26 protein-coding genes and 2 pseudogenes are annotated in these 25883 nt (G+C 69.3%); 17 read left to right on the top strand and 11 right to left on the bottom strand.

All coding sequences use genetic code 11. The features are described 5' to 3' along the window. The first annotated feature begins 72 nt into the window (after positions 1-72). The 5 genes from NX1_RS12020 (at position 73) to NX1_RS12000 (ending at position 5965) form a co-directional block, all read left to right on the top strand. Complete coding sequence (locus NX1_RS12020; protein ID WP_084501349.1) at positions 73-1437, top strand: glutamine synthetase family protein; 1365 nt, start codon at positions 73-75, stop codon at positions 1435-1437. Next, a complete protein-coding gene (locus NX1_RS12015; RefSeq protein ID WP_068057696.1) occupies positions 1418-2167 on the top strand; it encodes a gamma-glutamyl-gamma-aminobutyrate hydrolase family protein in 750 nt (249 codons plus the stop codon). Before NX1_RS12020 ends, NX1_RS12015 begins: the two co-directional genes overlap by 20 nt. Positions 2168-2181: 14 nt before the next feature. Beyond that, the gene (locus tag NX1_RS12010; RefSeq protein WP_068057695.1) at positions 2182-3543 is read left to right on the top strand and encodes an aldehyde dehydrogenase family protein; all 1362 of its coding nucleotides are present in this window, start codon (positions 2182-2184) and stop codon (positions 3541-3543) included. A gap of 35 nt (positions 3544-3578) precedes the next feature. Beyond that, entirely contained in the window at positions 3579-4364 is a 786-nt protein-coding gene (locus tag NX1_RS12005; protein ID WP_373864878.1) for a 3-oxoacyl-ACP reductase, read from the top strand. Positions 4365-4636: 272 nt separating this feature from the next. After that, positions 4637-5965: an MFS transporter gene (locus tag NX1_RS12000; RefSeq protein ID WP_157119687.1), complete on the top strand. Its 1329-nt coding sequence runs from the start codon at positions 4637-4639 to the stop codon at positions 5963-5965. A 28-nt stretch (positions 5966-5993) separates the two neighbouring features. On the opposite strand, the gene NX1_RS11995 is transcribed toward NX1_RS12000, so the two are convergent. Together NX1_RS11995 and NX1_RS11990 are read right to left on the bottom strand one after the other, a co-directional pair. Further along, entirely contained in the window at positions 5994-6371 is a 378-nt protein-coding gene (locus NX1_RS11995; RefSeq protein ID WP_068057692.1) for an SUKH-4 family immunity protein, read from the bottom strand. A gap of 84 nt (positions 6372-6455) precedes the next feature. After that, entirely contained in the window at positions 6456-7025 is a 570-nt protein-coding gene (locus NX1_RS11990) for a TetR/AcrR family transcriptional regulator (protein WP_068057690.1), read from the bottom strand. A gap of 102 nt (positions 7026-7127) precedes the next feature. Between NX1_RS11990 and NX1_RS11985 the strand changes: the two genes are divergently transcribed. Continuing rightward, positions 7128-7565, top strand: coding sequence for a DoxX family protein (locus tag NX1_RS11985; protein WP_068057688.1), 438 nt, complete (start codon positions 7128-7130; stop codon positions 7563-7565). A gap of 114 nt (positions 7566-7679) precedes the next feature. Then, complete coding sequence (locus tag NX1_RS11980; protein ID WP_068057686.1) at positions 7680-8852, top strand: MAB_1171c family putative transporter; 1173 nt, start codon at positions 7680-7682, stop codon at positions 8850-8852. 47 nt (positions 8853-8899) lie between these two features. Here NX1_RS11980 and NX1_RS11975 read toward each other — a convergent pair. After that, positions 8900-10009: pseudogene (locus tag NX1_RS11975) on the bottom strand (transcription termination factor Rho, short form); the annotation flags it as partial. Positions 10010-10384: 375 nt separating this feature from the next. Between NX1_RS11975 and NX1_RS11970 the strand changes: the two are divergent. Further along, a complete protein-coding gene (locus NX1_RS11970; RefSeq protein WP_068057682.1) occupies positions 10385-11251 on the top strand; it encodes a cyclopropane mycolic acid synthase family methyltransferase in 867 nt (288 codons plus the stop codon). On the opposite strand, the gene NX1_RS11965 is transcribed toward NX1_RS11970, so the two are convergent. Both NX1_RS11965 and NX1_RS11960 read right to left on the bottom strand, forming a co-directional pair. Next, complete coding sequence (locus tag NX1_RS11965) at positions 11246-11647, bottom strand: PaaI family thioesterase (protein WP_068057848.1); 402 nt, start codon at positions 11645-11647, stop codon at positions 11246-11248. The genes NX1_RS11970 and NX1_RS11965 overlap by 6 nt on opposite strands. 169 nt (positions 11648-11816) lie before the next feature. Continuing rightward, positions 11817-12497, bottom strand: a pseudogene (locus NX1_RS11960) (SDR family oxidoreductase); the annotation flags it as partial. A 294-nt stretch (positions 12498-12791) separates the two neighbouring features. On the opposite strand from NX1_RS11960, the gene NX1_RS11955 reads away from it, so the two are divergent. From NX1_RS11955 to NX1_RS11935, 5 genes are all read left to right on the top strand, one after another. Continuing rightward, positions 12792-13349, top strand: a complete 558-nt coding sequence (locus NX1_RS11955; protein WP_245668447.1) for a sigma-70 family RNA polymerase sigma factor — start codon at positions 12792-12794, stop codon at positions 13347-13349. An 84-nt stretch (positions 13350-13433) separates the two neighbouring features. Next, positions 13434-13844, top strand: a complete 411-nt coding sequence (locus NX1_RS11950; protein WP_068057680.1) for a QcrA and Rieske domain-containing protein — start codon at positions 13434-13436, stop codon at positions 13842-13844. A gap of 209 nt (positions 13845-14053) precedes the next feature. Continuing rightward, on the top strand, positions 14054-15409 hold the full coding sequence (locus tag NX1_RS38695; RefSeq protein WP_068057678.1) for an N-acetylmuramoyl-L-alanine amidase: 1356 nt from the start codon (positions 14054-14056) through the stop codon (positions 15407-15409). Positions 15410-15494: 85 nt separating this feature from the next. Then, a complete protein-coding gene (locus tag NX1_RS11940; RefSeq protein WP_068057844.1) occupies positions 15495-16529 on the top strand; it encodes a CobW family GTP-binding protein in 1035 nt (344 codons plus the stop codon). Between the two features lie 180 nt (positions 16530-16709). Further along, entirely contained in the window at positions 16710-16901 is a 192-nt protein-coding gene (locus NX1_RS11935) for a hypothetical protein (protein WP_068057677.1), read from the top strand. A 4-nt stretch (positions 16902-16905) separates the two neighbouring features. Here NX1_RS11935 and NX1_RS11930 read toward each other — a convergent pair whose 3' ends face one another. From NX1_RS11930 to NX1_RS11915, 4 genes are all read right to left on the bottom strand, one after another. Next, a complete protein-coding gene (locus tag NX1_RS11930) occupies positions 16906-17913 on the bottom strand; it encodes an AraC family transcriptional regulator (RefSeq protein WP_068057675.1) in 1008 nt (335 codons plus the stop codon). 93 nt (positions 17914-18006) lie between these two features. Beyond that, positions 18007-18441: a molybdenum cofactor biosynthesis protein MoaE gene (locus NX1_RS11925; RefSeq protein WP_068057673.1), complete on the bottom strand. Its 435-nt coding sequence runs from the start codon at positions 18439-18441 to the stop codon at positions 18007-18009. Further along, positions 18428-19447: a bifunctional molybdenum cofactor biosynthesis protein MoaC/MoaB gene (gene moaCB, locus NX1_RS11920; RefSeq protein WP_068057672.1), complete on the bottom strand. Its 1020-nt coding sequence runs from the start codon at positions 19445-19447 to the stop codon at positions 18428-18430. The genes NX1_RS11925 and moaCB overlap by 14 nt, the downstream gene beginning before the upstream one ends. Positions 19448-19567: 120 nt before the next feature. Then, entirely contained in the window at positions 19568-20773 is a 1206-nt protein-coding gene (locus tag NX1_RS11915; protein ID WP_068057669.1) for a molybdopterin molybdotransferase MoeA, read from the bottom strand. Between the two features lie 114 nt (positions 20774-20887). Between NX1_RS11915 and moaA the strand changes: the two genes are divergently transcribed. The 4 genes from moaA to NX1_RS11895 all read left to right on the top strand — a co-directional run bounded on the left by moaA (position 20888) and on the right by NX1_RS11895 (position 24250). Beyond that, a complete protein-coding gene (gene moaA, locus NX1_RS11910; protein WP_068057667.1) occupies positions 20888-21946 on the top strand; it encodes a GTP 3',8-cyclase MoaA in 1059 nt (352 codons plus the stop codon). Then, on the top strand, positions 21939-22181 hold the full coding sequence (locus NX1_RS11905; protein WP_068057665.1) for a MoaD/ThiS family protein: 243 nt from the start codon (positions 21939-21941) through the stop codon (positions 22179-22181). The genes moaA and NX1_RS11905 overlap by 8 nt, the downstream gene beginning before the upstream one ends. A gap of 123 nt (positions 22182-22304) precedes the next feature. Further along, positions 22305-23012: a YciI family protein gene (locus NX1_RS11900; protein WP_068057663.1), complete on the top strand. Its 708-nt coding sequence runs from the start codon at positions 22305-22307 to the stop codon at positions 23010-23012. A gap of 2 nt (positions 23013-23014) precedes the next feature. After that, entirely contained in the window at positions 23015-24250 is a 1236-nt protein-coding gene (locus NX1_RS11895) for an RNA polymerase sigma factor (protein ID WP_068057661.1), read from the top strand. Between the two features lie 91 nt (positions 24251-24341). On the opposite strand, the gene nadE is transcribed toward NX1_RS11895, so the two are convergent. Then, a complete protein-coding gene (gene nadE, locus NX1_RS11890; protein WP_068057659.1) occupies positions 24342-25166 on the bottom strand; it encodes an NAD(+) synthase in 825 nt (274 codons plus the stop codon). Between the two features lie 6 nt (positions 25167-25172). Further along, positions 25173-25841, bottom strand: a complete 669-nt coding sequence (locus NX1_RS11885) for a TetR/AcrR family transcriptional regulator (protein WP_084501347.1) — start codon at positions 25839-25841, stop codon at positions 25173-25175. Between the last annotated feature and the right edge of the window lie 42 nt (positions 25842-25883).

Here is a 25883-nt window from a genome sequence, read left to right as displayed (position 1 = left end):
TGCGTGTCCCCGCCCGCGCGGTCGGTTTTTGTTCTAGCGTGAGCACGGGTCGACGCCGAGAGGGGCCGTGGGATGCGAACGGGGATGCTGGGGCTGGCGGAGTTGCGGGAGCGGGTCGAGACGGGAGAACTCGACACGGTGCTGGTCGCGATGACCGACATGCAGGGGCGATTGCAAGGAAAGCGCTGCGCGGCGCGATATTTCGTCGACGAGGTGCTCGACAACGCGACGGAGGCGTGCAACTACCTGCTCGCGGTCGACGTCGAGATGACGACAGTCGACGGATACGCCATGTCGTCCTGGGACACCGGTTACGGCGATTTCGTGCTGCGCCCGGACCTGAGCACGCTGCGGCTGACGCCGTGGCTGCCGGGCACCGCGCTGGTGCTCTGCGACGTCGAGCAGGTGCATCCGGAAGGCGAGCCGGTGGCCGCCTCGCCGCGCCAGGTGCTGCGCAAGCAGCTGGACCGGCTGGCCGAGCACGGGTTGTACGCATACGTGGGCACCGAGCTCGAATTCCTGATCTTCGACGATAGTTACGAATCCGCGTGGGACCGGGGCTACCGCGATCTGCGACCCGCCAACCAGTACAACGTCGACTACTCGATGCTCGGCACGTCGAGGGTCGAACCGCTGCTGCGCCGGATCCGCAACGAGATGGCCGGGGCCGGAATGTATGTCGAGTCGGCCAAGGGCGAATGCAATCCAGGCCAGCACGAGATCGCCTTCCGCTTCGACGAGGCCATGGTGACCTGCGACAACCACAGCATCTACAAAACCGGCGCCAAGGAGATCGCCGCCCAGGAGGGCCGCAGCATCACCTTCATGGCGAAATACAACGAGCGCGAGGGCAACTCGTGCCACATCCACCTGAGTCTGCGCGACGAGGAAGGCGAGCCGGTCTTCGCGGGCGACGGCAAGGACGGCACGTCCGCGCTGATGCGGCACTTCGTCGCCGGGCAACTGGACTGCCTGCGCGAGTTCACCTACCTGCTCGCGCCGAACATCAACTCCTACAAGCGTTTCGTCTCGGGCAGCTTCGCGCCGACCGCGCTGGCCTGGGGCCGGGACAACCGCACCTGCGCGCTGCGGATGGTCGGCGAAGGCCCTTCGCTGCGGGTGGAGAACCGGGTCCCCGGCGGCGACGTGAATCCCTATCTCGCCGTGGCGGCTTCGCTCGCGGCCGGGCTGCACGGCATCGAGCGGCGGCTGCCCCTGGAACCGGAGTTCCACGGAAACGCCTATCGCTCGCAACGTCCACGGGTCCCCAAGACGCTGCGGGAGGCGGCGCAGTTGTTCGGCGAGAGCGCCGTGGCCCGCGCCGCCTTCGGCGCGGAGGTGGTGGAACACTATCGGAACGCGGCGCAGGTGGAGCTGGACGCCTTCGACGCCGCCGTCACCGATTGGGAGCGAACCCGTGGATTCGAACGACTCTGACTCCGGCGCACCGCGCCCCGTCATCGGCCTGCCGACCTACGTGGAAAAGGCCCGATTCGGAACCTGGGACACGCGAAGCGCGGTGTTGCAACACGAGTACATCGACATGGTCGACCGGGCGGGCGGCATCCCGGTGCTGCTGCCGCCCACCGGCGTCGCGCGGCCGGAACTGGTGGAGCGGCTGGACGGGCTGGTGCTCACCGGCGGCGCGGACGTCGACCCGGCCCGCTACGGCGCGCGCCTCGGCGACGCCGCGCTCGGCTACACCAGGCTGGACCGGGACGAATCGGAGTTCGGCCTGTTCGGGCTGGCCCGCGCGGCCGGCGTGCCGATTCTCGCGGTGTGCCGCGGGCTGCAACTGGTCAACGTGGCGCTCGGCGGCACGCTGATTCAGCACCTGCCGGACGTGGTCGGTCACGAGGAGCATTCGGGCGGCAGCGGTTCGTTCGGGATCACCAAGGTGCTGACCGAGCCGGATACCCAGGTCGCCGCGCTGGCCGGGCCTGAGCTGCGCGTGCACTGTCATCACCACCAGGCGATCGACGCGCTCGCGCCGGGACTCGTGGTGAGCGCGCGTTCGCGCGACGGGTCGATCGAGGCGGCGGAGTTCCCTGGCGGGCCGTTCCTGATCGGCGTGCAGTGGCATCCCGAGGCCGATCCGGCCGATGATCGTCTGATGCGGGCAGTGGTGGTCGCGGCCGCGGCCTACCGGCGGACACGAGTCGGGTGAGAGGAGCGGACGACATGGCGGTAACCCAGGTGGTGAATCCCGCGACCGAGCAGGTCGTGGCGACGGTCGAACCGATGGACGCGGCGGGGACCGATGCCGCCATCGAGCGCGCGCATCGAGCCGCGGCGCACTGGCGCGAGGTCGCGCCAGGCGACCGGGCCCGGCTGCTGCGTTGCTTCGCCGAGGCGGTCGACGCGGATCTGGAGCGGCTGGCGCGGCTGGAGGTCGACAACGCCGGGCACACCATCGGCAACGCCCGGTGGGAGGCCGGAAATGTCCGCGACGTGTTGCATTTCGCCGCGGGCATGCCGGAACGCCTGTCCGGCAAGCAGATTCCGGTGGCGGGCGGCCTCGACGTCACGTTCAACGAGCCGCTCGGCGTGGTGGGCGTCATCGTGCCGTGGAACTTCCCGATGCCGATCGCGGCGTGGGGGTTCGCGCCCGCGCTCGCCGCGGGAAACACGGTGGTGCTCAAGCCCGCCGAGCTGACGCCGCTGACCGCATTGCGGCTCGGCGAACTCGCCAGGGAGGCGGGACTGCCCGAGGGCGTCTTCCAGGTGCTGCCGGGCAAGGGTTCGGTGGTGGGGCAGCGGTTCGTCACCCACCCCGCGGTGCGCAAGGTGGTGTTCACCGGGTCGACGGAGGTCGGCAAGCAGATCATGGCGGGCTGCGCCGAGCAGGTGAAGCGGGTCACCCTCGAGCTGGGCGGCAAGAGCGCGAACATCGTGTTCGCCGACGCCGACCTGGAGCGAGCCGCGGCGGCCGCGCCCTACGGCGTGTTCGACAACGCCGGGCAGGACTGCTGCGCGCGCTCGCGAATCCTCGTGCAGCGCAGTGTGTTCGATCGCTTCCTCGAACTGCTGGAGCCCGCGGTGCGCGGGGTGCGGGTCGGCGATCCCGCCGCGGAGGACACCGAGATGGGCCCGCTCATCTCGGCCGCGCACCGCGAGCGGGTCGCCGGATTCGTGGAGCCGTCGACGAAGGTCGCCTTCACCGGCCACCGCCCCGATGGTCCAGGATTCTGGTATCCGCCGACGGTCGTGCTGCCCACCGGACCCGCCGATCGGGTGCTCACCGAGGAGGTGTTCGGTCCGGTGGTCGCGGTGCTCCCGTTCGACGACGAGGCCGACGCGGTGCGCCTCGCCAACGACACCGAATACGGCCTGTCCGGTTCCCTCTGGACCAACGACCTCGGCAGGGCGCTGCGGGTCGCCCGCGGCGTCGAGGCCGGGAACCTGTCGGTGAACTCGCACTCCTCGGTGCGGTACTGGACTCCGTTCGGCGGATTCAAGCAGTCCGGCCTCGGGCGGGAACTCGGCCCGGACGCCGCGCTCGCCTTCACCGAGACCAAGAACGTCTTCATCGCCACCCAGTGATCCATCGCGACCGAGCGATCCATCGTCACCCAGTGATCCACCGAGAAGGAGATGCGTTGCAGCGCTTACAGGATCGAGTAGCCGTCGTCACCGGCGGCGGCAGCGGCATCGGGCTGGCCACGGTGCGCCGCTTCGCGGCGGAGGGCGCCAAGGTGGTCGTCGCCGATATCGACGCCGGCGCGGGCGAGGCCGCCGCCGCGGAGGTCGACGGCCTGTTCGTGAAGGTGGACGTCACCGACGAGGCGCAGGTCAGGGAGATGTTCGAGGCCGCGGTCGCCGCCTACGGCAGGCTGGACATCGCCTTCAACAACGCCGGAATCTCGCCGCCGGAGGACGATTCCATCCTGACCACGGGCATCGACGCCTGGCGTCGCGTGCAGGAGGTGAACCTCACCTCGGTGTACCTGTGCAGCAAGTACGCCATCGAGCACATGCTGGTGCGCAGCAAGGGCTCGATCATCAACACCGCCTCCTTCGTGGCGGTGCTCGGCGCGGCCACCTCGCAGATCTCCTACACCGCGTCCAAGGGCGGCGTGTTGTCCATGAGCCGGGAACTGGGCGTCCAGTTCGCCAGGCAGGGCATCCGGGTGAACGCGCTGTGCCCCGGTCCGGTGAACACTCCGCTACTGCAAGAGCTTTTCGCCAAGGACCCGGAACGGGCCGCGCGCCGCCTGGTGCACATTCCGCTCGGCCGCTTCGCGCAGCCGGAGGAGATCGCGGCCGCGGTCGCCTTCCTCGCCAGCGACGACGCCTCGTTCATCACCGCCTCGCAGTTCCTCGTCGACGGCGGCATCTCGGGGGCCTACGTCACGCCGATCTAGCGCTTCCGCGCCGCCCGGACGGGTCTTCGAGCCGGTCCGGGCACAGGGTTGTGTCTGCTTCCAATACGCCCTTTCGCCTTCAGTGTGATGCAAGTCATATTCGACCGTTGCCGTGCAGGTCGCCGGGTATCGGCCGAACGGCGGCGCAGGTTCGCCGCCGTTTGGCCCGCGTGAAACCTGGGTATCGGTTTGTTCCGTGCCCGGCCCCCGTTTTCCGGGGTGCCGGACGGATGGATCGAGGCCCGAGGGGACGGGCCGGTGAGGAGACGGGCATGACCGATCGCGGACAGAATCCGACGCGGCTACGGCGCTCGGTGGCCGCGTCGGCCATGGGCAACGCCACCGAGTGGTTCGACTACGGCGTGTACGCGGCGACGGCCACCTATCTCACCGACGCGTTCTTCCCCGGCGAACTCGGCACGCTCGGCACCATGCTCGGCTTCGCCATCTCGTTCGTACTACGCCCGCTCGGCGGCATGGTGTGGGGTCCGCTCGGTGACCGGCTCGGCCGGAAAGCCGTGCTTGCCACCACGATTCTGCTCATGTCGGGCGCGACCGGCGCGATCGGACTGTTGCCAACGCACGCCTCGGTCGGCGCGCTCGCCCCGATGCTGCTGATCGCGCTGCGCGTGTTGCAGGGTTTCTCGACCGGCGGCGAATACGGCGGCGCGGCAACGTATTTGGCGGAGTGCTCGACCGACCGGCGGCGCGGGTTCTTCGGTAGCTTCCTGGAATTCGGCACGATGGCCGGGTTCGTCGGCGGTTCGGCCGTTGTGCTCACCTGCCAGCTGGCGCTCGGATCGGACGCCATGCACGACTGGGGCTGGCGCATCCCGTTCCTGCTCGCCGTCCCGCTCGGCCTGACCGGCTGGTACCTGCGCGCCAAGCTCGACGAGTCGCCGGTGTTCCAGGAGGTCGCCGAGAACCCGCACCCGCCCACCGGGCTGCGCGAGCTGCTGACCGGCTACCGGCGCGAGATCCTCACCCTCGGCGGGCTGGTGATCGCGCTCAACGTGGTCAACTACACGCTGCTCACCTACCAGCCGACCTATTTGCAGAAGACCGTCGGGATGTCGGAGTCCGCCACCACCGCCATGATGCTGATCGGTCAGCTCGTGATGATGCTGGTGCTGCCGTTCTTCGGCAGGCTCTCCGATCGGGTCGGCAGGCGGCCGATGTGGTTGTTCTCGCTGATCGGCCTCGCGGTGACGGCGCTGCCGATGTACTGGCTGATGGGGCAGGGCACCGCGTGGGCGATCCTCGGATTCATCGTGCTCGGCCTGCTGTACGTGCCGCAGCTGTCCACTATCAGCGCGACCTTCCCGGCGATCTTCCCGACCCACGTGCGCTACGCCGGTTTCGCCTTCGCCTACAACATCTCCACGGCGGCCTTCGGCGGCACCGCGCCACTGGTCAACGAGGCCGCGATCGAATCGACCGGCTGGTCGCTCTTCCCCGCCGCCTACATGGTCGCCGCCTCCCTGATCGGCCTGATCGCCTGGGCCTTCCTCCGCGAGACCGCGGGCACCTCCCTCCGCGGAACCACGGTCCCCGACGCCGACCGCGCGCCGCTCCCCGCGGTGGTGCAACCCGCGACCTGATCGGACACGAAGCCCTGGTCAGGGTGAGCTATTCCGGGGTGGCGTCGTTGTCCTCGTCCGGGTTCGGCCAGTCGTCGGCGATGACGAGTTTGCCGGTGCGGAGCATCTGGTCGTAGTGCTCGGCGACCAAGGCGACCGGGTAGGTGGGCCAATAGGAGACCGCGCCGGTTGCCTTGTCGATCACGCTGACCGAGCCGCCGATCACCGGTGGCGGTAGCGGGGAGTCGCCCTCGGGCGCGGGGCCGTGGATCGCGATGACGACGAAGCCGCCCTCGAATTCGGTGACCACGTTGGTGATTCCGGCCGCCCGATCTTCGGGAGAGGAGAGGTACTCGGCGGCGATGTTCTCGGCCGCGGGGAGATCCACCGGCGTGGTCGCCCGGGTCGGGTAGGCGTGGACTTCCATGGTGCGTCGGCGGGATCGAGCGGCGATCGACCGCCTGCTCCTTTCCTCGTTGCTGGGCAAGAAGATACGCCGCCCGCGACTGTCTCAGTCGAACTGGACCGTGGCGAGCATGGCGCGGGCCAGTTCCTCCGGGTCGGTCGAGTCGGCCAGTGTCGAATCCGTGAGCGCACCCTCCCGCCACAGCGCGGCGAAACCGTGCACCAGGGACCAAGCCGCCAACTGGGTGGCGCGTTTGCGTCCGTCGGTGCGTTCTGGTCGGAGCTCGGCGACGCCGGAACGCAACGCCGCGCCGGAGCGGGAGCGCGCGGCGCGGAGGTCGGGATCGTCGGCGCGCAGCAGATCGCGGCGAAACATCACGTCGAAGTGTCCGGGATGACGCAGCGCGAAGCGGACATACGCGACCGCGACATCGCGGAAATCCGGTCCGGCGCTGGAAAGTTCGGCTCCGAGCAGGTCGTGACCCTCGATCGCCAACGCGGTGAGCAGCCCGGCGCGATCGCCGAAGTGGTGCGCGGGCGCCGCGTGTGAGACGCCCGCACGTCGCGCCAGCCCGCGCAGCGAGATCGCGTCGACGCCGTCGGCGGCGATCTGCTCGGCCGCCGCGGTCAGGATCGCGGTGCGGAGGTCGCCGTGGTGATAACCGCTCTTCGCCATACCTCGATAGTGGCCGACAATCTTGTCGTTGACAAGTTCCGCGGCCGTGCTTAATCTTGCCACTGTCAAGATTGGTTCGTCGTCATCTTCCGGGAGATACACATGGCCCCCCTCGTTGTCCTCGCCCTCGTCACCGCGCTGGCCCGCCTCATCGGCTGGCTCGGCGAGATCGCCTGGCTCGATTCGTGGTCGGACGCTGTTCGGCTCGGTCTCGCGGCCATGTTCGCGCTGACCGCCAGCGCGCACTTCCAGCAACCGCGCCGCTCGGCGCTGATCGAGATGGTTCCGCCCCAGCTGCCAGCCGCCCCGGCGCTGGTGACGCTCACCGGCGTACTGGAGATCGCGGCCGCTGTCGGCCTGTTGATCCCGGCTACGGCGGACCTGGCGGCGGCGGGTCTCGCCGCATTACTGCTGGTGATGTTCCCCGCCAACGTGCGGGCAGCGCGAGAGGGTATCGGCGTCAAGACGATGCCGTTGCCACTGCGGACCCTCGTGCAGGTGGTTTTCCTCGGCGCGACCATCCTCGTGATCGCCGGATAGTGTGAATTCGGCTGCCGCGCTGCGACTCCGAACGGCAGGTCGCCGATGTCGGGCTCGATTCGAGCGGTACCGCCCCGCTGCGCCGGATAGGGCGGCGCGAAGGAGGATGAAGCCATGTCGTTCACAGTTACCGAGGGTGTCGCCTGGGCGATCTTCGGCTCACTGTCCCTGATCCTCGCCGGAAGGCTTCTCCTGGTCCGCGAGACCGTGATCGACTATCTCGCGAATCGGTTGCTGCTGTGGAGCTTGCTCGCGCTACTGCTGTATCGCTGGTCGAAGGCGGGCCCGTTCGCAGGTGTGGTGGAACAGTTCGCGAGCGGCTGTGTGGTGCTGTCGACCACCTATCTCCTCGGCATCGCGCGCCTCGAGGGGGTGAACGAGGACATGGGCCGGGTCCGGCAGCGCGAGCGGCGCTACTGCGCGATCGCACTGGCGTTCACCGCCGCGATTCTCTTCGCCGGGTGGTCGGCCGGCGAGGAGGGTCTGCCCCTGGATATCGGAATCGGTTGGCAGGGTTCCCTTCTCGTCCTCTCCACCAGCGTGCCGATCACCGTCAACACGGTCCTGTTCGCGATCCGCGGGATTCGGGAGTTGCGGACCGGGAGCCGTGAAGCAGTCGAGAAGCTGGTCGCGTTCGCGCTGTTCGCCGTGAACCTCTTCGTCTGGACGAATCAGCTGCTGTCCGCGTCGCAGATCGTGTTCGGGCGACCCGATCTTGGGCCGTATTTGCCCCGCGTCGAATGGATCTTCACCGTCTGCATCGCCGCCAACGGTGCGCTGCTAGCGCTGCCCTTGGCTGCCGCGCTGGGCGAGGTGGCCGGGCTGGACTCCGCAGGCCGCTCCCGCCGGCGGTTGCACGTGCTGTGGCGCGACCTGACCGAGGCGGTGCCGGAGATCGTGATGTCACCGGGTAGCGACAGTGGCAGTCACGGCCGGTTGTTCCGCATGACCGTGGAGATCCGAGACGCGATCCTCCACCTCGGGCCCTACCTGCCGCCGACCGACGACGGTGGTGACGGCCTGCGCGGAGGTTCGGGTGAACTCGATCGATTCGCGCACCGGCTCGCGCTGGCCACCGCGGCGCGCAAGGCGGGCGCTCAGCCTGGAAACCCAAGGGGCGCAAAAGTACTCGAGCTACCGGCGCACAACTTCGACGCCGATCTGCGGCAGCTGGGTGAGCTGTCTCGAGCCTGGGTGCGGGTGCGTTCCTCTGGAATGCCCACCGACGAAGGCGCCCGGCCGACCCTGTCCCCCCCTCCTAGGACAGGCCCGGCCGGGCTGAAATAAACAATGCCTTGGGGGTCTTGACAGCGGCTTAAAGGGGACTTAAGGGGTTAACCGCGGGGGAGTTGGGTGAGGAACTCGGCGTTGGTCTGGTGCTGACGCAGGCCTTCCAGCAGCAGCTCGGTGGCGTGGTTGCTGTCGACCGCGGCGAGGGTGCGGCGCAACTGGTGGGTGGCGGCGAGTTCGGCCGGGGTGAGCAGGAGTTCTTCCTTGCGGGTACCGGACTGGGCGATGTCGACGGCGGGGAAGACACGGCGCGCCGCGGTGGCGCGGTCGAGTTTGAGTTCGGCGTTGCCGGTGCCTTTGTACTCCTCGAAGATCACCGTGTCGGCCAGCGATCCGGTCTCGACCAGGGTGGTGGCGACGATGGTGAGCGACCCGCCGTTCTCGAAATTGCGGGCGGCCCCGAGGAACCGCTTGGGGAGGGCGAGCGCGGCGGCGTCGACGCCGCCGGAGAGGACGCGGCCCGAGGTGGGGGCGGCGTTGTTGTAGGCGCGGGCGAGCCGAGTCAGCGAGTCGAGCAGGACCACCACGTCGCGGCCGGTTTCGGCCAGGCGTTTGGCGCGTTCGACAGCGAGTTCGGCCAGCGCGATCTGATCCCGGGGCGGTCGGTCGAAGGTCGCGGCGGCGACGTCGGCGGGGACGGTGCGGGCCAAATCGGTCACCTCTTCCGGCCGCTCGCCGACCAGCACGAGAATCAGCTCGCATTCGGGGTGATTCTTGGCGATGCCGTGGGCGATGGCTTGCAGCACCGAGGTCTTGCCCGCCTTGGGCGGCGCGACGACGAGGGCGCGCTGACCCTTGCCGATGGGCATGACGAGGTCGGTGACGCGGGTGGTCAGCTCGTGCGGCTCGGTTTCCAGGCGCAACCGCTGATTGGGGTAGAGGGGGACCAGGTCCTCGAAGACGGGTCGCCTGCCCCCGCTGTCCGGGCTCTGGCCGTTGACGGTCTCGACGCGCGCGAGTGGGTCGCGCTTCGCGTCCCGCTGCCCCGCCCGCGCCACGCCGGTGATGAAATCGCCTCGGCGTAAACGATTTTCGCGAACGAGTCGGGGCGGGACAGGCAAGTCGTCGTCGCTCGGGAGGTAGCCGTCGACGCGCAAGGTCGCGGTGGAGCCGACGATATCGAGAATGCCGGAGACCGGCCGTTCGGCGTGGTCGCTGGTTGTCGAATTCTGAGAGTTGTTGTCTTTCATGATGTTTCCTTACGGGGGTGAAGTGATGCGATGGCAAAGCCATGAGTGCGGCGGAGATCCCTTGGCCGCGACGCCGATCGGCGCTGCGCAGGACTCGATGGCGCTGCGCGGTAGAAATCGATGCGCTGGCCGCTGAGGCGGACGGATGGGTCCCGTTCGTCGCGAATTCGAGATCGCGGAAAGAGGGGAGTTCCGAGTCGTCCGTGGGAGGAGTTGTCTACAACCACAAAGGGCGACAGCGCCGAGGTTACCTGCCGCGCCTCGGTCGGCGCAAGGATGAACCCGCCCGCAGCGCGGTCCGTACCTGTTTGTGACCAGCGACAGAACGGGAGTTCCATCATGCGCGCACTCGAGCCGTTCTACCGGGACGTCCAATCGCACTACGACGTCTCCGACGATTTCTATCGGCTGTTCCTCGACCCCTCGATGACCTACAGCTGCGCCTGGTTCGAGCGCCCCGGCATGACCTTGGCGCAGGCTCAGCAGGCCAAGATCGATCTCGCGCTCGGCAAGCTCGGCCTGCGGCCGGGGCTGCACCTGCTCGATATCGGATGCGGTTGGGGCGCAACGATGTTCCGCGCGGCGCAGCAGTACGGTGTTTCGGTCACCGGGTTGACGCTGAGCCGCAATCAGCACGACCACGTGGCAGCCGAGATCGAGCGGCTCGGGCTGCCCGAGGTGCAGGTCCGGCTACAGGGCTGGGAGGAGTTCGACGAACCGGTGGACCGGATCGTCAGTATCGGCGCCTTCGAACATTTCCGGCGGGAGCGGTACGCGTCGTTCTTCGAGCGCTGCTACCGAATACTGCCTGACGAAGGACGGATGCTGCTGCATACGATCGTCGGCTACACGCTCAACGACCTGCGCCGGATGAATATTCCCTTCACCCGGGAAGACGCGCGGTTCACCCTCTTCATCAGGAAGGAGATCTTCCCCGGCGGGCAGCTGCCGCGACCGGCGGAGGTCACCCGCTTCGCGGGGCAGGCCGGGCTCGGCACCGAGCGGATCCAGCCGCTCCAGGAGCACTACGCGCGGACCCTCGATCTCTGGGCGGCGGCGCTGGTGGCCAACCGCGAACGCGCGGTGCTGCTCACATCGGAGGAGGTGTACGCCCGCTACCTGAAGTATCTGACCGGCTGCGGCAGGTACTTCCGGAGCGGGCACGTCGACGTCATGCAGTTCACGATGGTGAAGCTGGGTCTATAGCACGGCCTGAGTCTGGGTCACCTTGGCGACGAGCTTGTCGGCGTCGTCGCGAACCTCGGTTTCCACGACGATGAACGAGCGGCCGGCGTGCAGCGGGCGTGCGGTGGCGACGGCGTGGCCCGAGCGCACGGCGCGCAGGAAGTTGGACTTCGACTCCACGGTGGTCGTGCCCTGCTTGCCCTCCGGCAGATTGAGGAACGCGCACACCGCGCCGGTCGCGTCGGCCAGCGACATCAGCACGCCGCCGTGCAGCATCCCGCCGAGCGTACACAGCGACTCGTCCCACGCGATCCGGCTGCGCACCAGCTCGGGACCGTGCGCGAGCACCTCGACGCCGAGGCGTTCGGTGAACGGCATGGACTGGTGAAAGAGCTTGGTGCCGGTCTCGTCGATCATGCCGACCATGCTGCCCGGCGGTGGCGCGCCGGTCGATTACCTCCGGGGTAATCGGCGTCGATCCGCGTGTACCTGGCGGGAATCCGCGCTCGCGGTGCGGTCAGCCGAGGCGGGCGACCACCGCGTTCGGCAGGTGGGGCAGCACGAGATCCACCAGCCGCCACGGTCAACCGGGCACGCAGGCGCGGGTCTGTTCCCGTTCGATCGCCCGCACCATCGCGGCGACGCCCTTGTCCAGCGGCGCGAGCATGCGGGCGTCGCCCGCCTTGTCGGCCATGTCCGTCGCGATGAAGCCGGGCAGGAGTGTGGTGACCGCGATCGGAGATTTCGCCAGTTCGACCGCGAGGCCTTCGCCCAACGCGGCCAGCCCGGCCTTGCTGGCGGCGTACGCGGCTTTCCTCTTGGGCAGTCCGCGCACCGCGCTCATCGACGAAACCAGCACCAGATGTCCGGAGTTCTGCGCGCGGAAGATCTCCATCGCGGCCTCCGCCTGGGCGAGCGCGCTCACGAAATTGGTGGTGGCGGTGGCGAGATTGGCGTCGGCGCGCCCGCTGCCGATCACCGCGCCCTTGCCGATCCCGGCGTTCACGATCACCCGGTCGAGTCCGCCCAGTTCATCGCGCAGTTCGCCGAACGCGCGCGGTACGGCGGCGTGATCATCGACGTCGAGCGCGCGGAGGGCCACGGTGATGCCGGGATGTGCGTCCTTCAGTTCGGCGCGCAGGTCTTCCAGCAGTTCCAGCCGTCGTGCGCAGAGCGCGAGATCGCGGCCCTTTGCCGCGAATTCCCTGGCCATGCCCGCACCGAGGCCCGCGCTCGCGCCGGTGATCAGAATCTTGGTCCTCGTCATGCGGCCGACCTTAATGCGCGGCACCGCACAGAGCCCGCCGACGGCGGGGCCCCCGCGATCACCAGCATGCGCGTGCTGTTTCTCCTCGATATCAACGCCACGACCGGACAGCTGACCCGCGAAGATCCCGCGTCTTCCCGGCCAGATCTACCAGAGTCGTCCGGTGGAGAAGGGGTATTCGCGGGATTTCCAGCACAGGAACGCGTTGTTCGCACGAATCCGCCGTAATCGGTGATCGCTGATGTCATCGGAGCGGGCGGCCGCGATATCGATGGTGTGAGAGGTATCCGGCCGTTGGGCGCGCTCACGGAACGACGGCGAAGGTGTAGCACCCACTGCGCGGGCCTGTGCACCGAGGAAGGTCTGGCACGGGTTCTCGACGCCGACCACGGACTGCTGCACTGGCGCGCGCGCCGCGGCCTCGGAGACGCGGGCTTGGCCGAGCACGCGGTGCAGGAGACACTGCTGCGGGCCTGGCGTTCCTGTTCCCAGTTCGACGCGCGACGCGGGAGTGTGCGCACCTGGCTGCTGGCGATCGAGCGCAACGTCATCATCGATATCGCCCGTTCTCGCGCGGCGCGGCCGTTCGACACGGCGTGGGACGAGGTCGGCGAGCTCGCCGCGATGCCGGGCACCGACCCCGATTTCGTGGACGCGCTCGTCGACGGGCTGCTGGTCGCCGAACTGCTGTCACAGCTGCCCAAGGCCCAGCGCGAGGCCGTCGTCGAGGTCATCCTGCGCGATCGCGCCTACCGGGAGGTGGCCGCCGACTTCGGAGTGCCCGTCGGCACCGTGAAAACCCGCGTGCACTACGCGCTGCGCTCGATGCGGCAGCTACCGCTCGGCGCCTGACCCCGGCGGTGGTCCGGTTCGCGATCGCGTGATCGGTCCCTCTACCGTGTTCGGCAGTGCCCGAACCAGGTGGAGAGTCGACCGATGAAATCCGAAGACCGCCGTGAACCGCGTATCGATCGTCGGACCGCGCTGGCGGGCGCCGGTGCGGCCGCCGCTGCTGTCACCGTCGCCGCCTGCGCGCCCGCTCAACCGGCCGCGCGTGAGGTCGCGCCAGGCACCGAGGTCGCGAAGGTGACCGACGTGCCGGTCGGCGGCGCGGTGATCGCGAGCGGCACTGTGGTGACCCAACCACAAGCCGGTGTGTACCAAGGATTCTCGGCCACCTGCACGCACCTCGGATGCTCGGTGTCGAAGATCGAGCGCGACACCATCCTCTGCCGCTGCCACGGCAGCGCCTTCCGCTTCGACGGCACGGTCGCCACCGGCCCCGCCGAACGCCCCCTCACCCCACGCCCCGTCCGCGTCGACGGCGACCGCATCGTCACCGGCTGACGAATGCTGAGCGGAAGCCGAATCGGCCAGAACGGCGCGTGAAGCTTCGATGGCAACGCTCCTGACCAGGTGAGACATTCCGGGAAGGATCGGTAACAGTTCGGTAACCGGCCTTGCTTCGCCGAGTTACGCGTTGCAAGAGTGAATTACTGGGTTTGGTGTTACTAGTGGGAAGGGAGGGGTGCTCCGTCCCGGGGCGCCGACCGAACATGAAGCCAAGCATCATCAAGGCCGGTATCTCCACCACCGTCACGGCCGCGGTGACCGCGACGTTCGCCGGGTTCTTCCCCGGAACCGCGACAGCCGTTCCCGACTTGCCGGACATGGCGAGGCAGCTGGCAGGCAGAACGGTATTCCTCGACCCCGGCCACCAGGGGTCGAACCACGACGAGAACCTCGCCAGGCAGGTGGACAACGGCCGCGGCGGCACCAAGGACTGCCAGACCACCGGCATGACGTCGGTCAACGGCGTACCGGAACACACCATCAACTGGAATGTCGCCCAGCTGGTCAAGACCTCGCTGGAGAGCCTCGGCGCGCGGGTGGTGCTCAGCCGCCAGGACGACAGCGGCTGGGGCGGTTGCATCGACGAACGGGCCCGCGCGGCCAACGACTCCGGCGCCGCGGTGGCGGTGAGCATCCACGCCGACAGCGCCCCCGCCGCCTTCCGCGGCTTCCATTTGATCGTCCCGCAGCTGCCGGTGCCGGACGTCAGGGTTCACCAGGTCCAGTCGGGACCCGGCCTGGCCGCGACGAAGTCGGTGCGCGACGCCTACTTGCAGGCCGGTTTCCCCGCGGCCACCTACGCCGGTGTGCAGGACGGACTTCAGACGCGATCCGATATCGCGGGACCGGCGCTGACCGCGGTGCCGAACGTGTTCATCGAAATGGGCAACGGCGCGAACGCGGAAGACGCCGCGCTGCTGGAGAGTCCGGACGGACAGCTGAAGCACGCCGTCGCGATCACCACCGGCCTGGTCAGCTACCTGCTGGGCGCGCCGCCCGCGGCGAGCGGATCGGCCGCCGACCAGCCCGCGCCGGTCCCTGGACAGGCTGTTCCGGCCCAGTCCGCGCCGAACGCCGACGGCTCCATCCCGAACGGCGCGGCACAGAGCGCGCCGAGCGGAACGCCACCGGGCACTTCCAACGGCTCGACGCAAAACACTCCCGACAACACGACGGCGCAGGCGCAGACCCTCCAGGGAATGTCGCCCGGCGTCAGGTCCGCTCCCGGCACGCAGCCGATGCCGGGCAACCAGGCGAGCCCGGGCGCCGGAGCGAGCCCAGGTGCCCAGGCCAGCCCGCGCGCCCAGACGATCCCGGGTAACCAGCTGACCCCGAACAACCCGTCGACACCGGGAACCTATGCGATGCCCGGCACCCAGTCGACGCCGAACTCCCAGCTCAAGTCGGATACCAGTAATCTCGGCGCCCTGGCGACCACCGTGCTAGAGCTGCTCACGCCGCTGGCACGGACACTCGGCATGGACGAGACCGCGATCACCACGGAGCTGATCAACCTGGCCTACGCCTTGGCGGGCAGACTGTTCGCCCCCGCCCGATAGCTCGCACTCGGCCGGACGCCGCCCGATCCGCCGGGCGGCGTCCGGCCGTTTTCACGCCGTCGCGCGCCGCACTAGGGTGGTCCGGGTGGCTGACCGGATTCCTGTGCTGATCGTCGCCGGCTTTCTCGGTTCGGGAAAGACCACCATGCTGAACCACCTGCTGCGGAACAACCGCGGCACCCGAATCGGGGTGGTCGTCAACGACTTCGGCGCCATCAACATCGATTCGATGCTGGTCGCCGGGCAGGTCGACGCGATGGTCTCGCTCGGCAACGGCTGCGTCTGTTGCGCGGTGGACGTCACCGAGCTCGACGAGCTGTTCACCCGGCTGGCGCAGCCGCGAGCGAACATCGACGTCATCGTGGTCGAGGCCAGCGGCCTCGCCGAGCCGCGCAACCTCATCCGGATGGTGGTCGGCAGCGACAATCCGCGCATCCGCTACGGCGGTCTGGTCGAGGTGGTCGACGCCGAACAGTTCCCGGAAACCCGCGAACGGCATCCGGAACTGCTCACCCACCTGCGCCTGGCCGACTTGGTGGTGGTCAACAAGGCGGATCGAGTCGCCGTCGCCGAGCTGGACACGTTGCGCGGCGAGATCGCGGAACTGGTCGGGACGGTGCCGGTGTACGCGACCACAAGGGGGTGTATCGATCCCGGCCTGCTGTTCGACGAGCCGCTTCGCGAGACCCCGCGCGTCGCCGAGCAGTTGAGCTTCGACGAACTGCTCGCCGATCACGACCACGACGGCGACCATGACCACCGCCACCTGCACGACGACTACACCAGCGTCTCCTTCACCAGCGAGCGGGAATTGGATCCGCGCAGGCTGATCGGCTTCCTGGAGGATCCGCCACCCGGACTTTTCCGCGCCAAGGGCTTCGCGGCGTTCGGCGTCGCGGCCGAGCGAAGGAAGTTCGTGCTGCACATGGTCGGCAGGCACATCGTCTTCGAGCCGGGCGCATGGCGTCGCGGCGAGCCGCGCACCAGCCGGTTGGTGCTGATCGGGGCGGGCATGCCTGCCGACGCCGCGCTGTCGCGCCTGCGGGAGACCGTGCACACCGCCGACGATTTCCTCGACGAACAGGCGATGCTCGGGGTGTGGCGCTACACACCGCACTGAACGCGCCGCGGGTTGGCGCGTTTTGCTAGAAAGTGGCGCGTTCGGCGCTTTCGCGGCGGGGGCGGTGTCGTAAGACTGACTGCACGCCCGCCGTGTCGGGGTCGGCGCCATGCGCCGTGCGCGGCGTCGGTCCGTGACCGTGATCGACCGTATCTGTGTGCGACCGAGGGGAGATTTTCGGTGTCCGAGACGTGTGAGAGCGCCACCGCTTACGTGATCGCCGCGTTGGAGGCCAAGGGGACCGCCACCCGCGACGACTTCGACGTACCTGCGATCGTCGCCGCCACCAGAGATCTCACCGAGAGCTGGGATTTCCGGGCCATCGAGGACGCCACCTTCTGGCGCATCGCGGCCAGCTTCCTGCGCGTGTGAGGTGTCAGTCGAACAGCTCGCACCGGTGCGCGTGCTCGGCGACGTTCCAGCGGCGCGCCGCGCGGCGCATCGAGCCGGCGTCGGAATAGCCGAGCAGTTGCGCCTGCCGCGCTCTGCTCAGCGAGCCCGCCGCACTCGCCTGCCGCAACCGTGCGTCGCGTGCCCGGTCGAGTTCCTTGCGCCACGTCGTCCCGGCCTCCATGAGCCTGCGCTGCAAGGTGCGCGGGCTGGTGGCCAGCCGCCGCGCGACGCGGTTCAGCGAGGCGTCGCCCGCGTCGAGCGCGGCGGCGAGTGCCTCGGCCACCCGCTGCGGCCAGGCCGAAGGCAGCGGCGGTGGCGGGGGCAGGGCGTCGGCCAATGGGCGCAGTATTTTCGCCAGCACCGGGTCGGCGGTGGTCAGCGGCAGGTCCATATCGGAGGAACGGAAGGTCATCGAGTCGACCGGAGCGTCGAATTCGATGGCGGCGGTACCGAATACCTCGACGTAGGCGCGACGATCGGCGGGCGCCTGCTGGCGCAGCGCGACCCGGACGGGTGCGAGCGGTTCGCGCACCACGCGGCGGGCCCGGCTCAGCACCGCGCCGAGACCCCACAGCTGGGTCAGGTCGCGTCCGATGCCCTCGCCGTCGATGATGTCGAGATAGAGCGTGGTTTCGTGCTCGTTCTCGGTACGCAGGTCGATCCGATGGTTGGTGGTGACCGCGGAGACGTACGGCCCGCAGGTCGCGAGCCCGGCGCCGAGAGTGGGCGCGGTCGAGAACAGGTAGTCGTAGAGTCCGAGGCTCTTGAGCTCGTAGCGCTTGGCCACCTGCAACGCCACCGCGGGATCGCCTAGCGCGTGCGCGCCGAGTTCCCATAGCCGGGCGAAGGTGTGGCTCGGCAGGTGCATGTCGTCGCCCGCCATCGTCCATTCCGGTAGACCGGTCTCCCGGATCAGCTTCTCCCTGTCGGCGCCCGCGGCGGTCAGCTGCGCGATGACGAAACGATGCAGCAAAACCTGATCGGTCCCCACTCGTCCTCCTGCCCAGATCCGGATGAACAACCCTGGGCGAGAACGCTAACGGCGACCAGATTGATCCGTCATCGGATTCACATCACGACATGATTACCCGCAGGCATTGACCCACTCCGACATCCCATCGGCGAACAACTGCCGCTTCCAGATCGGCACTTCGTGCTTGATCCGATCCACCAATTCCGCGCAGGCAGTGAAGGCTTCGGCCCGGTGCGGGGCGGCCACCGCGACCACGATGGCGAGATCGCCGACGGTCAGCGAGCCGACCCGGTGCACCGCGGCCACCGGAAGACCGGTTGACGCGGCCGCCGCGGCGCAGCAATTCCGCAGGAAACGCTCGGCTTCCGGATGCGCCGAGTACTCCAGCGCCGAAACAGCCTGGCCGCCATCGTGATTGCGGACCTTGCCGGTGAACACCACGACCGCGCCGTATTCCGGGCCGGTGACCGCGGCCTCCACCTCGGCGGGGTCGAGCGGTCGGTCGCTGATGCGGGCCACCCGCACCGCGGTCTCAGACGTGGTCATGATCGCCGCCTCCGGCTACTTGTGCGAGCAGATGATCGAGGAGCGGTTCGAGCACGGCGATACCATCCTTCACCCCGCCCGGCGAACCGGGCAGATTCACGACGACCGTCCGACCGGCCAGCCCCGCGACGCCGCGGCTGAGCGCGGCCAGCGGGAACTTCGCGGTGCCGCGCTGGCGGATCGCCTCGGCAACGCCGGGCAATTCGCGGTCGAGCACGGCCAGCGTCGCCTCAGGGGTGCCGTCGGTGGGGGACGCGCCGGTGCCGCCGGTGCTGATCACCAGCGACGGCGCGAAACGCAGCGCGTCGGCCAGTCCGACGCCGATCTCGGCATCGGCGTAGACGAGCGGTCCGCGCACCGAGAAGCCCAGGCCGGTCAGCCACTCCGCGAGCACAGGGCCGGTGGTGTCTTCCCAGATGCCCGCCGCCGCACGGGTCGAAGCGACCAGCACGACCGCGGATCGATCGGCCCCGAGGTCGTCGCCCTGGGGTTGCTCCTCGGGGCGAACGGCGGTCTCCCCGTTCGGTTCCGGCGTGCCCGGCCGCTCCCAGTGACCGCGCTTGCCGCCCTCCTTGGTCAGCAACCGGACGCCGTCGAGCGTGGCCGCGGGGTCGACCGCCTTGACCATGTCGTGCAGGGTGAGTCCGGCGATGGCGACCGCGGTCAGCGCCTCCATCTCCACACCGGTCGGCCCCTTGGTCTTCGCGGTCGCCTCGATGGTGATGTCGGTGTCGGTGAACCCGAACTCGACCTTCACCGACGACAGCGCCAGCTGATGGCACAGCGGAATGAGTTCGGAGGTCTTCTTGGCGCCCGCGATCCCGGCGATCCGCGCGGTGGACAGCACATCGGCCTTGGGCAGGTCGTCGGCCCTGACCAGCGCGACGACCTCCGCCGTCGTCCGCAGCGCGCCCGCCGCCACGGCGACACGCGTGGTGTCGGCCTTCGCGCTCACATCGACCATGCGGGCGCGACCTTCCCGGTCGACATGGGACAACTCACTCATGTCCGCGCCTCGCCGACGCTCGGCTCCGGCATGCGCGAGGCGCAATGGCCCATGATTCGCTCGCTCCGATCGCTCATATCAACCAGCCTGGCACAGCGCCGCGGCCGGGTGCGCACCTGCTCACAGTTCGCGCACCCGCACCGGCGCACCCGCCGCCAGCTCGGTGGTCTCGGCGGGAATATCGATCAGCACGTCGGCCCATGCCATGCCCGCGATCAGGTGGGAGCCTGCGCCCGCGACGGGCTCGACGCCGTCCTCGGTGAGTCGTCCGCGCAGGAACTGCCGCCGTCCGGCGGGAGAGCGCACCGCCGCGCGCAACGGCACCTCGCTGGTGCGCACCGGCGGCAGGCCGGACAGCTGCCGCAGCATCGGCCTGGCGAACACCTCGAACGACACCATGGTGCTCACCGGATTGCCGGGGAAGCTGAGGACTGGGACACCGTCCAGCACCGTCAGCCCTTGCGGGCCGCCGGGCTGCACCGCGACCGAGCCGAACAGCCCGCCCTGCGCGGCGAGTACGTCCTTCACGACTTCGAAATCGCCCTTTGACACGCCGCCAGAGGTGAACACCAGATCGGCGGAACGCGTTGCGGCGGAGAGCAAGCGACGGAACACCGCGGGATCGTCGGTGCTGTGCTCGACCGAGACGACCGCCGCCCCGTTGGCCGCCAGCGCCGCCGCGAGCGCGATGCCGTTGGAGTCGTAGATCTGCCCGGAGCGCAGCGGTCGGCCCGCGGGGACCAGCTCGTCGCCGGTGGTGACGACCGCGGCGCGCACCGGCTGGAAGACCGGCACCGCCGGCACACCGACCGCCGCCAGTGCGGCGATGTGCCGCGGTGTCAGCGCGACGCCCGCGGGCACGAGCAGCGCGCCCGCGCGCACGTCGGTGCCTGGTTCGCGGACGAATTCGCCTGCGCCACGGCCACGTTCGATGGTGACGGCGCTCCCGTCGCGCCGCGTGTCCTCCACCGGGACGACGCAGTCCGCGCCCGGCGGGATCGGCGCGCCGGTCATCACCTTCAGCGCGGCTCCGGCGGGCAGCGGGCCCTGTCCCGGCTGTCCCGCGGCGACGACACCGGCCAGCGGCAGCGTCACCGGGGCGACCGCCACGTCGCCGGCGCGCACCGCGTAGCCGTCCATCGCCGAATTGCGGAACACCGGCAGGTCGATCGGCGAGCGGATGTCGGCGGCCAGCTTGCGGCCGAGCGCGGCGGGCACCGAGACGGATTCGACCGGGCGCGCCGCGAGGGGGCGCAGCAGCTGTTCGATGCTGTCGCGGTACTCGTCGACGGACCGGGCCGAGACGCTGGCTGGCCGAGAATTCATAGGCCAGAGCTTAGTGCGGGCTTTTCATCTCACACCCTGACATGCGGGTTTGTGAGATCCGCCGAACCGGGCGCTGCCCGTGGTTCCGCGCGCGCGACCGGTCATACTGGAAGGGTGACGTTGGTCGAGATGGGAATGCCCGCCGTGCGATCAGGGCGCCCCTCGCTCGACGGACGCCCCGACACGCCTTGGCTGGTCGACCGTTTCGGACGGGTGGCCCGCGATCTGCGGGTCTCGATCACCGAGAAGTGCTCGCTGCGCTGCACGTACTGCATGCCGGAAGAGGGGCTGCCGCCGATTCCGAAGGACGAACTGCTGACCGTCGCCGAGATCGTGCGGTTGGTGGTGCTCGCCGTGGAGCAGCTCGGTGTGCGCGAGGTGCGGTTCACCGGCGGCGAACCGCTGCTGCGCCGGGATCTGGAACAGATCGTCGCGGGTTGCCACGAGCGGCTGCCCGATATCCCGCTGGCCATGACCACCAACGGTGTCGGCCTGGAGCGCCGCGCCCGCGGCCTCGCCGCAGCCGGATTGAGCAGGGTGAACGTCTCGCTGGACACCGTCGACCGCGACGGCTTCGCGAAGCTGACCCGCCGCGACCGCCTGGACTCGGTGCTGGCGGGCATTCGCGCCGCCCGCGCCGCCGGGCTGGCGCCGCTCAAGGTGAACGCCGTGCTCATGCGCGAAACCCTCTCCGGCGCGGCGGATCTGCTCCAGTGGTGCCTGGCCGAGGAGTGCGAGCTGCGGTTCATCGAGGAGATGCCGCTCGACGCCGACCACGAGTGGGCGCGCGCCAACATGGTGACCGCCGCCGAACTGCTCGACGTGCTCGGCGCCCGGTTCACCCTGACCGAGGTCGGCCGCTCCGACCCGTCCGCACCCGCCGAGAAGTGGCTGGTCGACGGCGGCCCTGCCACCGTGGGCATCATCGCCACGGTGACGCGCAAGTTCTGCGGCACCTGCGACCGCACCCGGTTGACCGCCGACGGCATGCTGCGCTCCTGTCTGTTCAGCGACCAGGAATTCGATCTGCGCGAGGCCATGCGGTCCGGCGCCGACGACGCCGAGCTGGCCACCATCTGGCGCGGCGCGATGTGGAACAAATGGGCGGGACACGGCATCGACGCCGAGGATTTCGTCCCGCCGGAACGCACGATGGGAGCCATCGGTGGTTGAGGTCCGTTATTTCGCCGCCATCGCCGATGCCGTCGGCAAGGATTCCGAGCGGATCGACCTGCCCGCGGGCGCCACGGTCGCCGATCTGCGCACCAGCCTGGCCGCCGCGTACGGCCCCGATCTGGACAAGATGCTCGGGGTCTGCGCCTACCTGATCGGCGACGAACTGACCCGCGACCCGTCCTCCGCGCTCAGCCCACGCGTCGACGTGCTCCCGCCGTTCGCGGGCGGATGAGGCGGGCGTCATCCGGGATTTCGCCGGAGACTTCTTCCGCCGCGATGTAGAGAACCCGGCGCGCGGTTCGTCGTCCGAGTAGTAAGGGGTATCGGACCCCTCGCGACGAGGAAGGATCACGCGATGTACTACTTGGCGACATTGGTGGGCCGCGAAGGCGGCGTGCTGCCCGGTACGGCGGAGTTCGATGCCGAGGTGGCGAAGTACGAGGCGTTCGACGAGCGCGCGGGTGACGCGGTGGCGGGCGGCGCGGCGCTGTACCCGTCCGCGTCCGCGATGCACGTGCGCCGCGAGGGCGGGCGGACGTTGATCACCGACGGACCGTTCGCCGAACAGGCGGAGGTGGTCGGCGGATTCTATGTTTTCGAGGCCGCCGACCTGGATGCCGTGATCGAGCTGGCGCGGCAGCTGCCCGCGGCGCAGGACGGGCAGGTCGAGGTACGGCCGATGGTCATGTGGTCGCCGCACGAGATGCCGGGCGCCGACTGGTGGCTGGCGCTGCTGTGGGAAGCGCCGGACGCGGTGATCGCGCCGGGCTCGCCCGAATGGGACGCCGGGGTGGCCGAGCACGAACGGTTCGGCGCGAAGTACGCGGCGGCGATCCGTGGCGGCGGTGCGTTGCAACCGCCGTCCTCGGCGACCACGGTGCGGGTCCGCGACGGTGAATTGCTGCTGACCGACGGTCCGTTCGCCGAATTCGCCGAGGTGATCGACGGCCTGTATCTGTTCGCGGCGGCGAGCCGGGCGGAGGCGGCCGAGATCGCGGCCGCGATTCCCCTGGGTGAGCGCGGGCGCACCGAGGTGCGTCGGATCGTAGAACTGGGCGACTGACGGTGACCACGGGCCCGGCCGCGGAAATCGACGCCGTCTATCGCGCCGAGTTCGGCCGGGCTCTCGCCACCGTCGCCAGGATGGTCGGTGACATCGCGCTCGCCGAGGACGCGGTGCACGAGGCGTTCGCCGACGCGCTGCGCACCTGGCCCGAACGTGGCACACCAGCGAATCCTGGCGCGTGGATCACCACCGCGGCTCGGCATCGGGCGCTGGACCGGCTGCGGCGCGAGTCGGCGCGGGCGGCCAAGGAATACGACGCTGTCGCGGCGCAGGCGCCGATCGAGGAGGTCGAGGTGTCACCGGTGCCGGACGATCAGCTACGGATGATCTTCACCTGCTGCCATCCCGCGCTGTCGCGGCCGTCGCAGGTCGCGTTGACATTGCGGCTGGTGTGCGGTTTGCGCACCGCGGAGATCGCCAGGGCCTTCCTTCAGCCGGAACACACTGTGGCGCAACGGCTCTCCCGCGCGAAGACGAAGATCAGGCAGGCCGGTATCCCGCTGCGCGTGCCGCGGGCGCACCTGCTGCCGGAGCGAATGCCTCCAGTGCTCGCGTGCGTGTACCTGGTGTTCACCGAGGGTTACTTCGCGACCTCTGGTCCGTCGGCGGTGCGAGACGAGTTGTGCGACGAAGCGATTCGGCTCGGCCGGTTGCTGTGCGGGCTGCTGCCGGGCGAGCCGGAGGCGCGGGCGCTGCTGGCGCTGATGCTGTTGCAGGACAGCAGGCGCGGGCAAAGGCGCAGTGCGGAAGGCGATTTGGTTCCGCTGGAGGACCAGGACCGGTCCGCCTGGGACCACGCTGCGATCAGGGCCGGGTTGGCGTGTCTGGTCTCGGCGTCGGCCGACGGCGGCGGGCCCTATCTCGCGCAGGCGCGCATCGCCGCGGCGCACGCCACGGCTCCGAGCTGGTCGGATACCGACTGGAGCGCCATCGTCGACAGTTACGACGAGCTGCTGCGGTATTCGGGCTCGCCCGCCGTCCGGGTGAATCGGGCTGTGGCCGTCGGCTTTTCCCGTGGATTCGACGCCGGGCTCGCGGCGCTCGACGAGGTGGCCGACGATCCGCGCTTGGCCGGGACCCACCTGGTCCCGGCCACGCGGGCCGATCTGTTGCGCCGAGTGGGACGGCGACGCGAGGCCGCTGACAGCTACCGGACTGCCTTGGACGTCGCCGATAACGAGCAAGTGCGGCGATTCCTTGCGCGCCGTCTCGCCGAAGTCGAGGCGGCCGAGTAGATCCCGGCGCGCTTGCTCGTTCTCGAAACCGAGCGCCTCGTTCCGTGGCGGAGCGGCGTCCCGCGCCGGAATGCGCCGTGCCGAAACCGGCTCAGCGCCACCAGGTGTCGAGCGGAGTCACCGGCACCGTGCGCTTGTGCCTGGTGTTGCGGAAGATCCGCTCCACCCGCTCGGCCACCTCGGGCGTGACGTCCTTGCCCTCGAGGTAGTCGTCGATCTCGCTGTAGCGCAGGCCGAGCGCCTCCTCGTCGGGGAGCGCGGGCCGGTCGTCCTCGAGGTCGGCCGTCGGGACCTTGGCCCAGATGCTGGCCGGTGCGCCGAGTTCCTGGAGCAGCGCCGCGCCCTGTCGCTTGGTGAGACCGGTCAGCGGGGTCAGGTCGACGCCGCCGTCGCCGTACTTGGTGAAGAAGCCGGTGACCGCTTCCGCCGCGTGGTCGGTGCCGACCACGAGCAGATTCTCCTCACCGGCGATGGCGTACTGGATCACCATGCGCTCGCGGGCCTTGATGTTGCCGCGCACGAAATCGCGCAGCTTGCTCACCTTCAACGCGGACGCGGTCTCGGCCGCCACCGCGTTGGCGCCGGGACGGACGTTGACAACTACGGCGCGGTCGGGCGCGATGAAGGTCATCGCGATTCTGGCGTCGGCCTCGTCGGACTGGACGCCGTAGGGCAGCCGTACCGCGACGAAGCCGGCGTCGAAGCCGTCGGCCCGCAGTTCCTCGGCGGCGAGCTGGCACAACCGTCCGGTCAGCGCGCTGTCCTGGCCGCCGCTGATGCCGAGCACGAAACCTTTTGCCGGCGTTGCGCGCAGATAGTCCTTGAGGAAATCGATCCGGCGACGCACCTCGACCTTCGGTTCGATCGTCGGCTGGACGCCCAATTCGGTGATGATCTGTTCGCGCAGACTAGCCATGGCACGTCACTCTACTGGCGCGTTCGCCGAGACAACCCCGCGAACGAACGCTTCCCAGTTGTCCCCGACCTGCCGCGCGCTGTATCCGAGAACCTTGAACTGGTACATCAGCAGCGGCGCGTCGAGCGTGGCGAGCAGGCTGTCGGCGAGCAGCGGTAATTCGCCCGCCGCGTCCGCCTGCCGCAGCAGCATCGAGACGTGCGCCTTCAACAGGTTGTACGGCGCTCCGGTGTAGCGATCGCCCGCCTCGCTGACTTCGGCGGCACGGTGCAGGTCGCCCTCCACCTCGATGTCGGAGATCCTGGCGCGCCCGAACGCGATGAGCCGGTCCACCGGGGGTGCGCCAGGACCGAGCGGCGGCGGCCCGAACATGAAGGCCGCTTGATATTTCTGCTCGGAATGGTCGAGAAGCGCGCGCATCAGTCCGGAGCGGCTGCCGAATCGGCGGAAGACGGTGCCTTTGCCGACGCCTGCGCGCTTGGCCAGCTCGTCCATCGTGAGTCCGTCGACGCCGTGGTCGCGGACCAGATCCTGTGCGGCGTCCAGCAACAGTCGCCGGTTGCGTGCCGCGTCGGCGCGTTCGGTGGGCTCGGCGGTCCCCGGCAGCGGCGTGCCGATACGCAGGAGCGGACGCTCGCGCGTCGGTTCGCCGGGGGACGGTGTGGGGTAGTTCACAGCCCTCTCACGGTCTCGATGGGAAGTAATCGGACCGAAGTC

The organism is Nocardia xishanensis NBRC 101358, from assembly GCF_001613365.1.
GTDB classification, from domain to species: domain Bacteria; phylum Actinomycetota; class Actinomycetes; order Mycobacteriales; family Mycobacteriaceae; genus Nocardia; species Nocardia xishanensis.
Note: the sequence above shows the minus strand (reverse complement) of the source record. Positions and strands in the feature narration are given on the sequence as shown.

What these genes read in the sequence shown, in the direction of transcription:
- NX1_RS12020 (WP_084501349.1), top strand. Translation starts at nt 73, where the DNA reads ATGCGAACGGGGATGCTGGGGCTGGCGGAGTTGCGGGAGCGGGTCGAG.
- NX1_RS12010 (WP_068057695.1), top strand. Translation starts at nt 2,182, where the DNA reads ATGGCGGTAACCCAGGTGGTGAATCCCGCGACCGAGCAGGTCGTGGCG.
- NX1_RS12000 (WP_157119687.1), top strand. Translation starts at nt 4,637, where the DNA reads ATGACCGATCGCGGACAGAATCCGACGCGGCTACGGCGCTCGGTGGCC.
- NX1_RS11995 (WP_068057692.1), bottom strand. Translation starts at nt 6,371, where the DNA reads ATGGAAGTCCACGCCTACCCGACCCGGGCGACCACGCCGGTGGATCTC.
- NX1_RS11990 (WP_068057690.1), bottom strand. Translation starts at nt 7,025, where the DNA reads ATGGCGAAGAGCGGTTATCACCACGGCGACCTCCGCACCGCGATCCTG.
- NX1_RS11985 (WP_068057688.1), top strand. Translation starts at nt 7,128, where the DNA reads ATGGCCCCCCTCGTTGTCCTCGCCCTCGTCACCGCGCTGGCCCGCCTC.
- NX1_RS11980 (WP_068057686.1), top strand. Translation starts at nt 7,680, where the DNA reads ATGTCGTTCACAGTTACCGAGGGTGTCGCCTGGGCGATCTTCGGCTCA.
- NX1_RS11970 (WP_068057682.1), top strand. Translation starts at nt 10,385, where the DNA reads ATGCGCGCACTCGAGCCGTTCTACCGGGACGTCCAATCGCACTACGAC.
- NX1_RS11965 (WP_068057848.1), bottom strand. Translation starts at nt 11,647, where the DNA reads ATGATCGACGAGACCGGCACCAAGCTCTTTCACCAGTCCATGCCGTTC.
- NX1_RS11950 (WP_068057680.1), top strand. Translation starts at nt 13,434, where the DNA reads ATGAAATCCGAAGACCGCCGTGAACCGCGTATCGATCGTCGGACCGCG.
- NX1_RS38695 (WP_068057678.1), top strand. Translation starts at nt 14,054, where the DNA reads ATGAAGCCAAGCATCATCAAGGCCGGTATCTCCACCACCGTCACGGCC.
- NX1_RS11925 (WP_068057673.1), bottom strand. Translation starts at nt 18,441, where the DNA reads ATGACCACGTCTGAGACCGCGGTGCGGGTGGCCCGCATCAGCGACCGA.
- moaCB (WP_068057672.1), bottom strand. Translation starts at nt 19,447, where the DNA reads ATGAGTGAGTTGTCCCATGTCGACCGGGAAGGTCGCGCCCGCATGGTC.
- NX1_RS11915 (WP_068057669.1), bottom strand. Translation starts at nt 20,773, where the DNA reads ATGAATTCTCGGCCAGCCAGCGTCTCGGCCCGGTCCGTCGACGAGTAC.
- NX1_RS11900 (WP_068057663.1), top strand. Translation starts at nt 22,305, where the DNA reads ATGTACTACTTGGCGACATTGGTGGGCCGCGAAGGCGGCGTGCTGCCC.
- nadE (WP_068057659.1), bottom strand. Translation starts at nt 25,166, where the DNA reads ATGGCTAGTCTGCGCGAACAGATCATCACCGAATTGGGCGTCCAGCCG.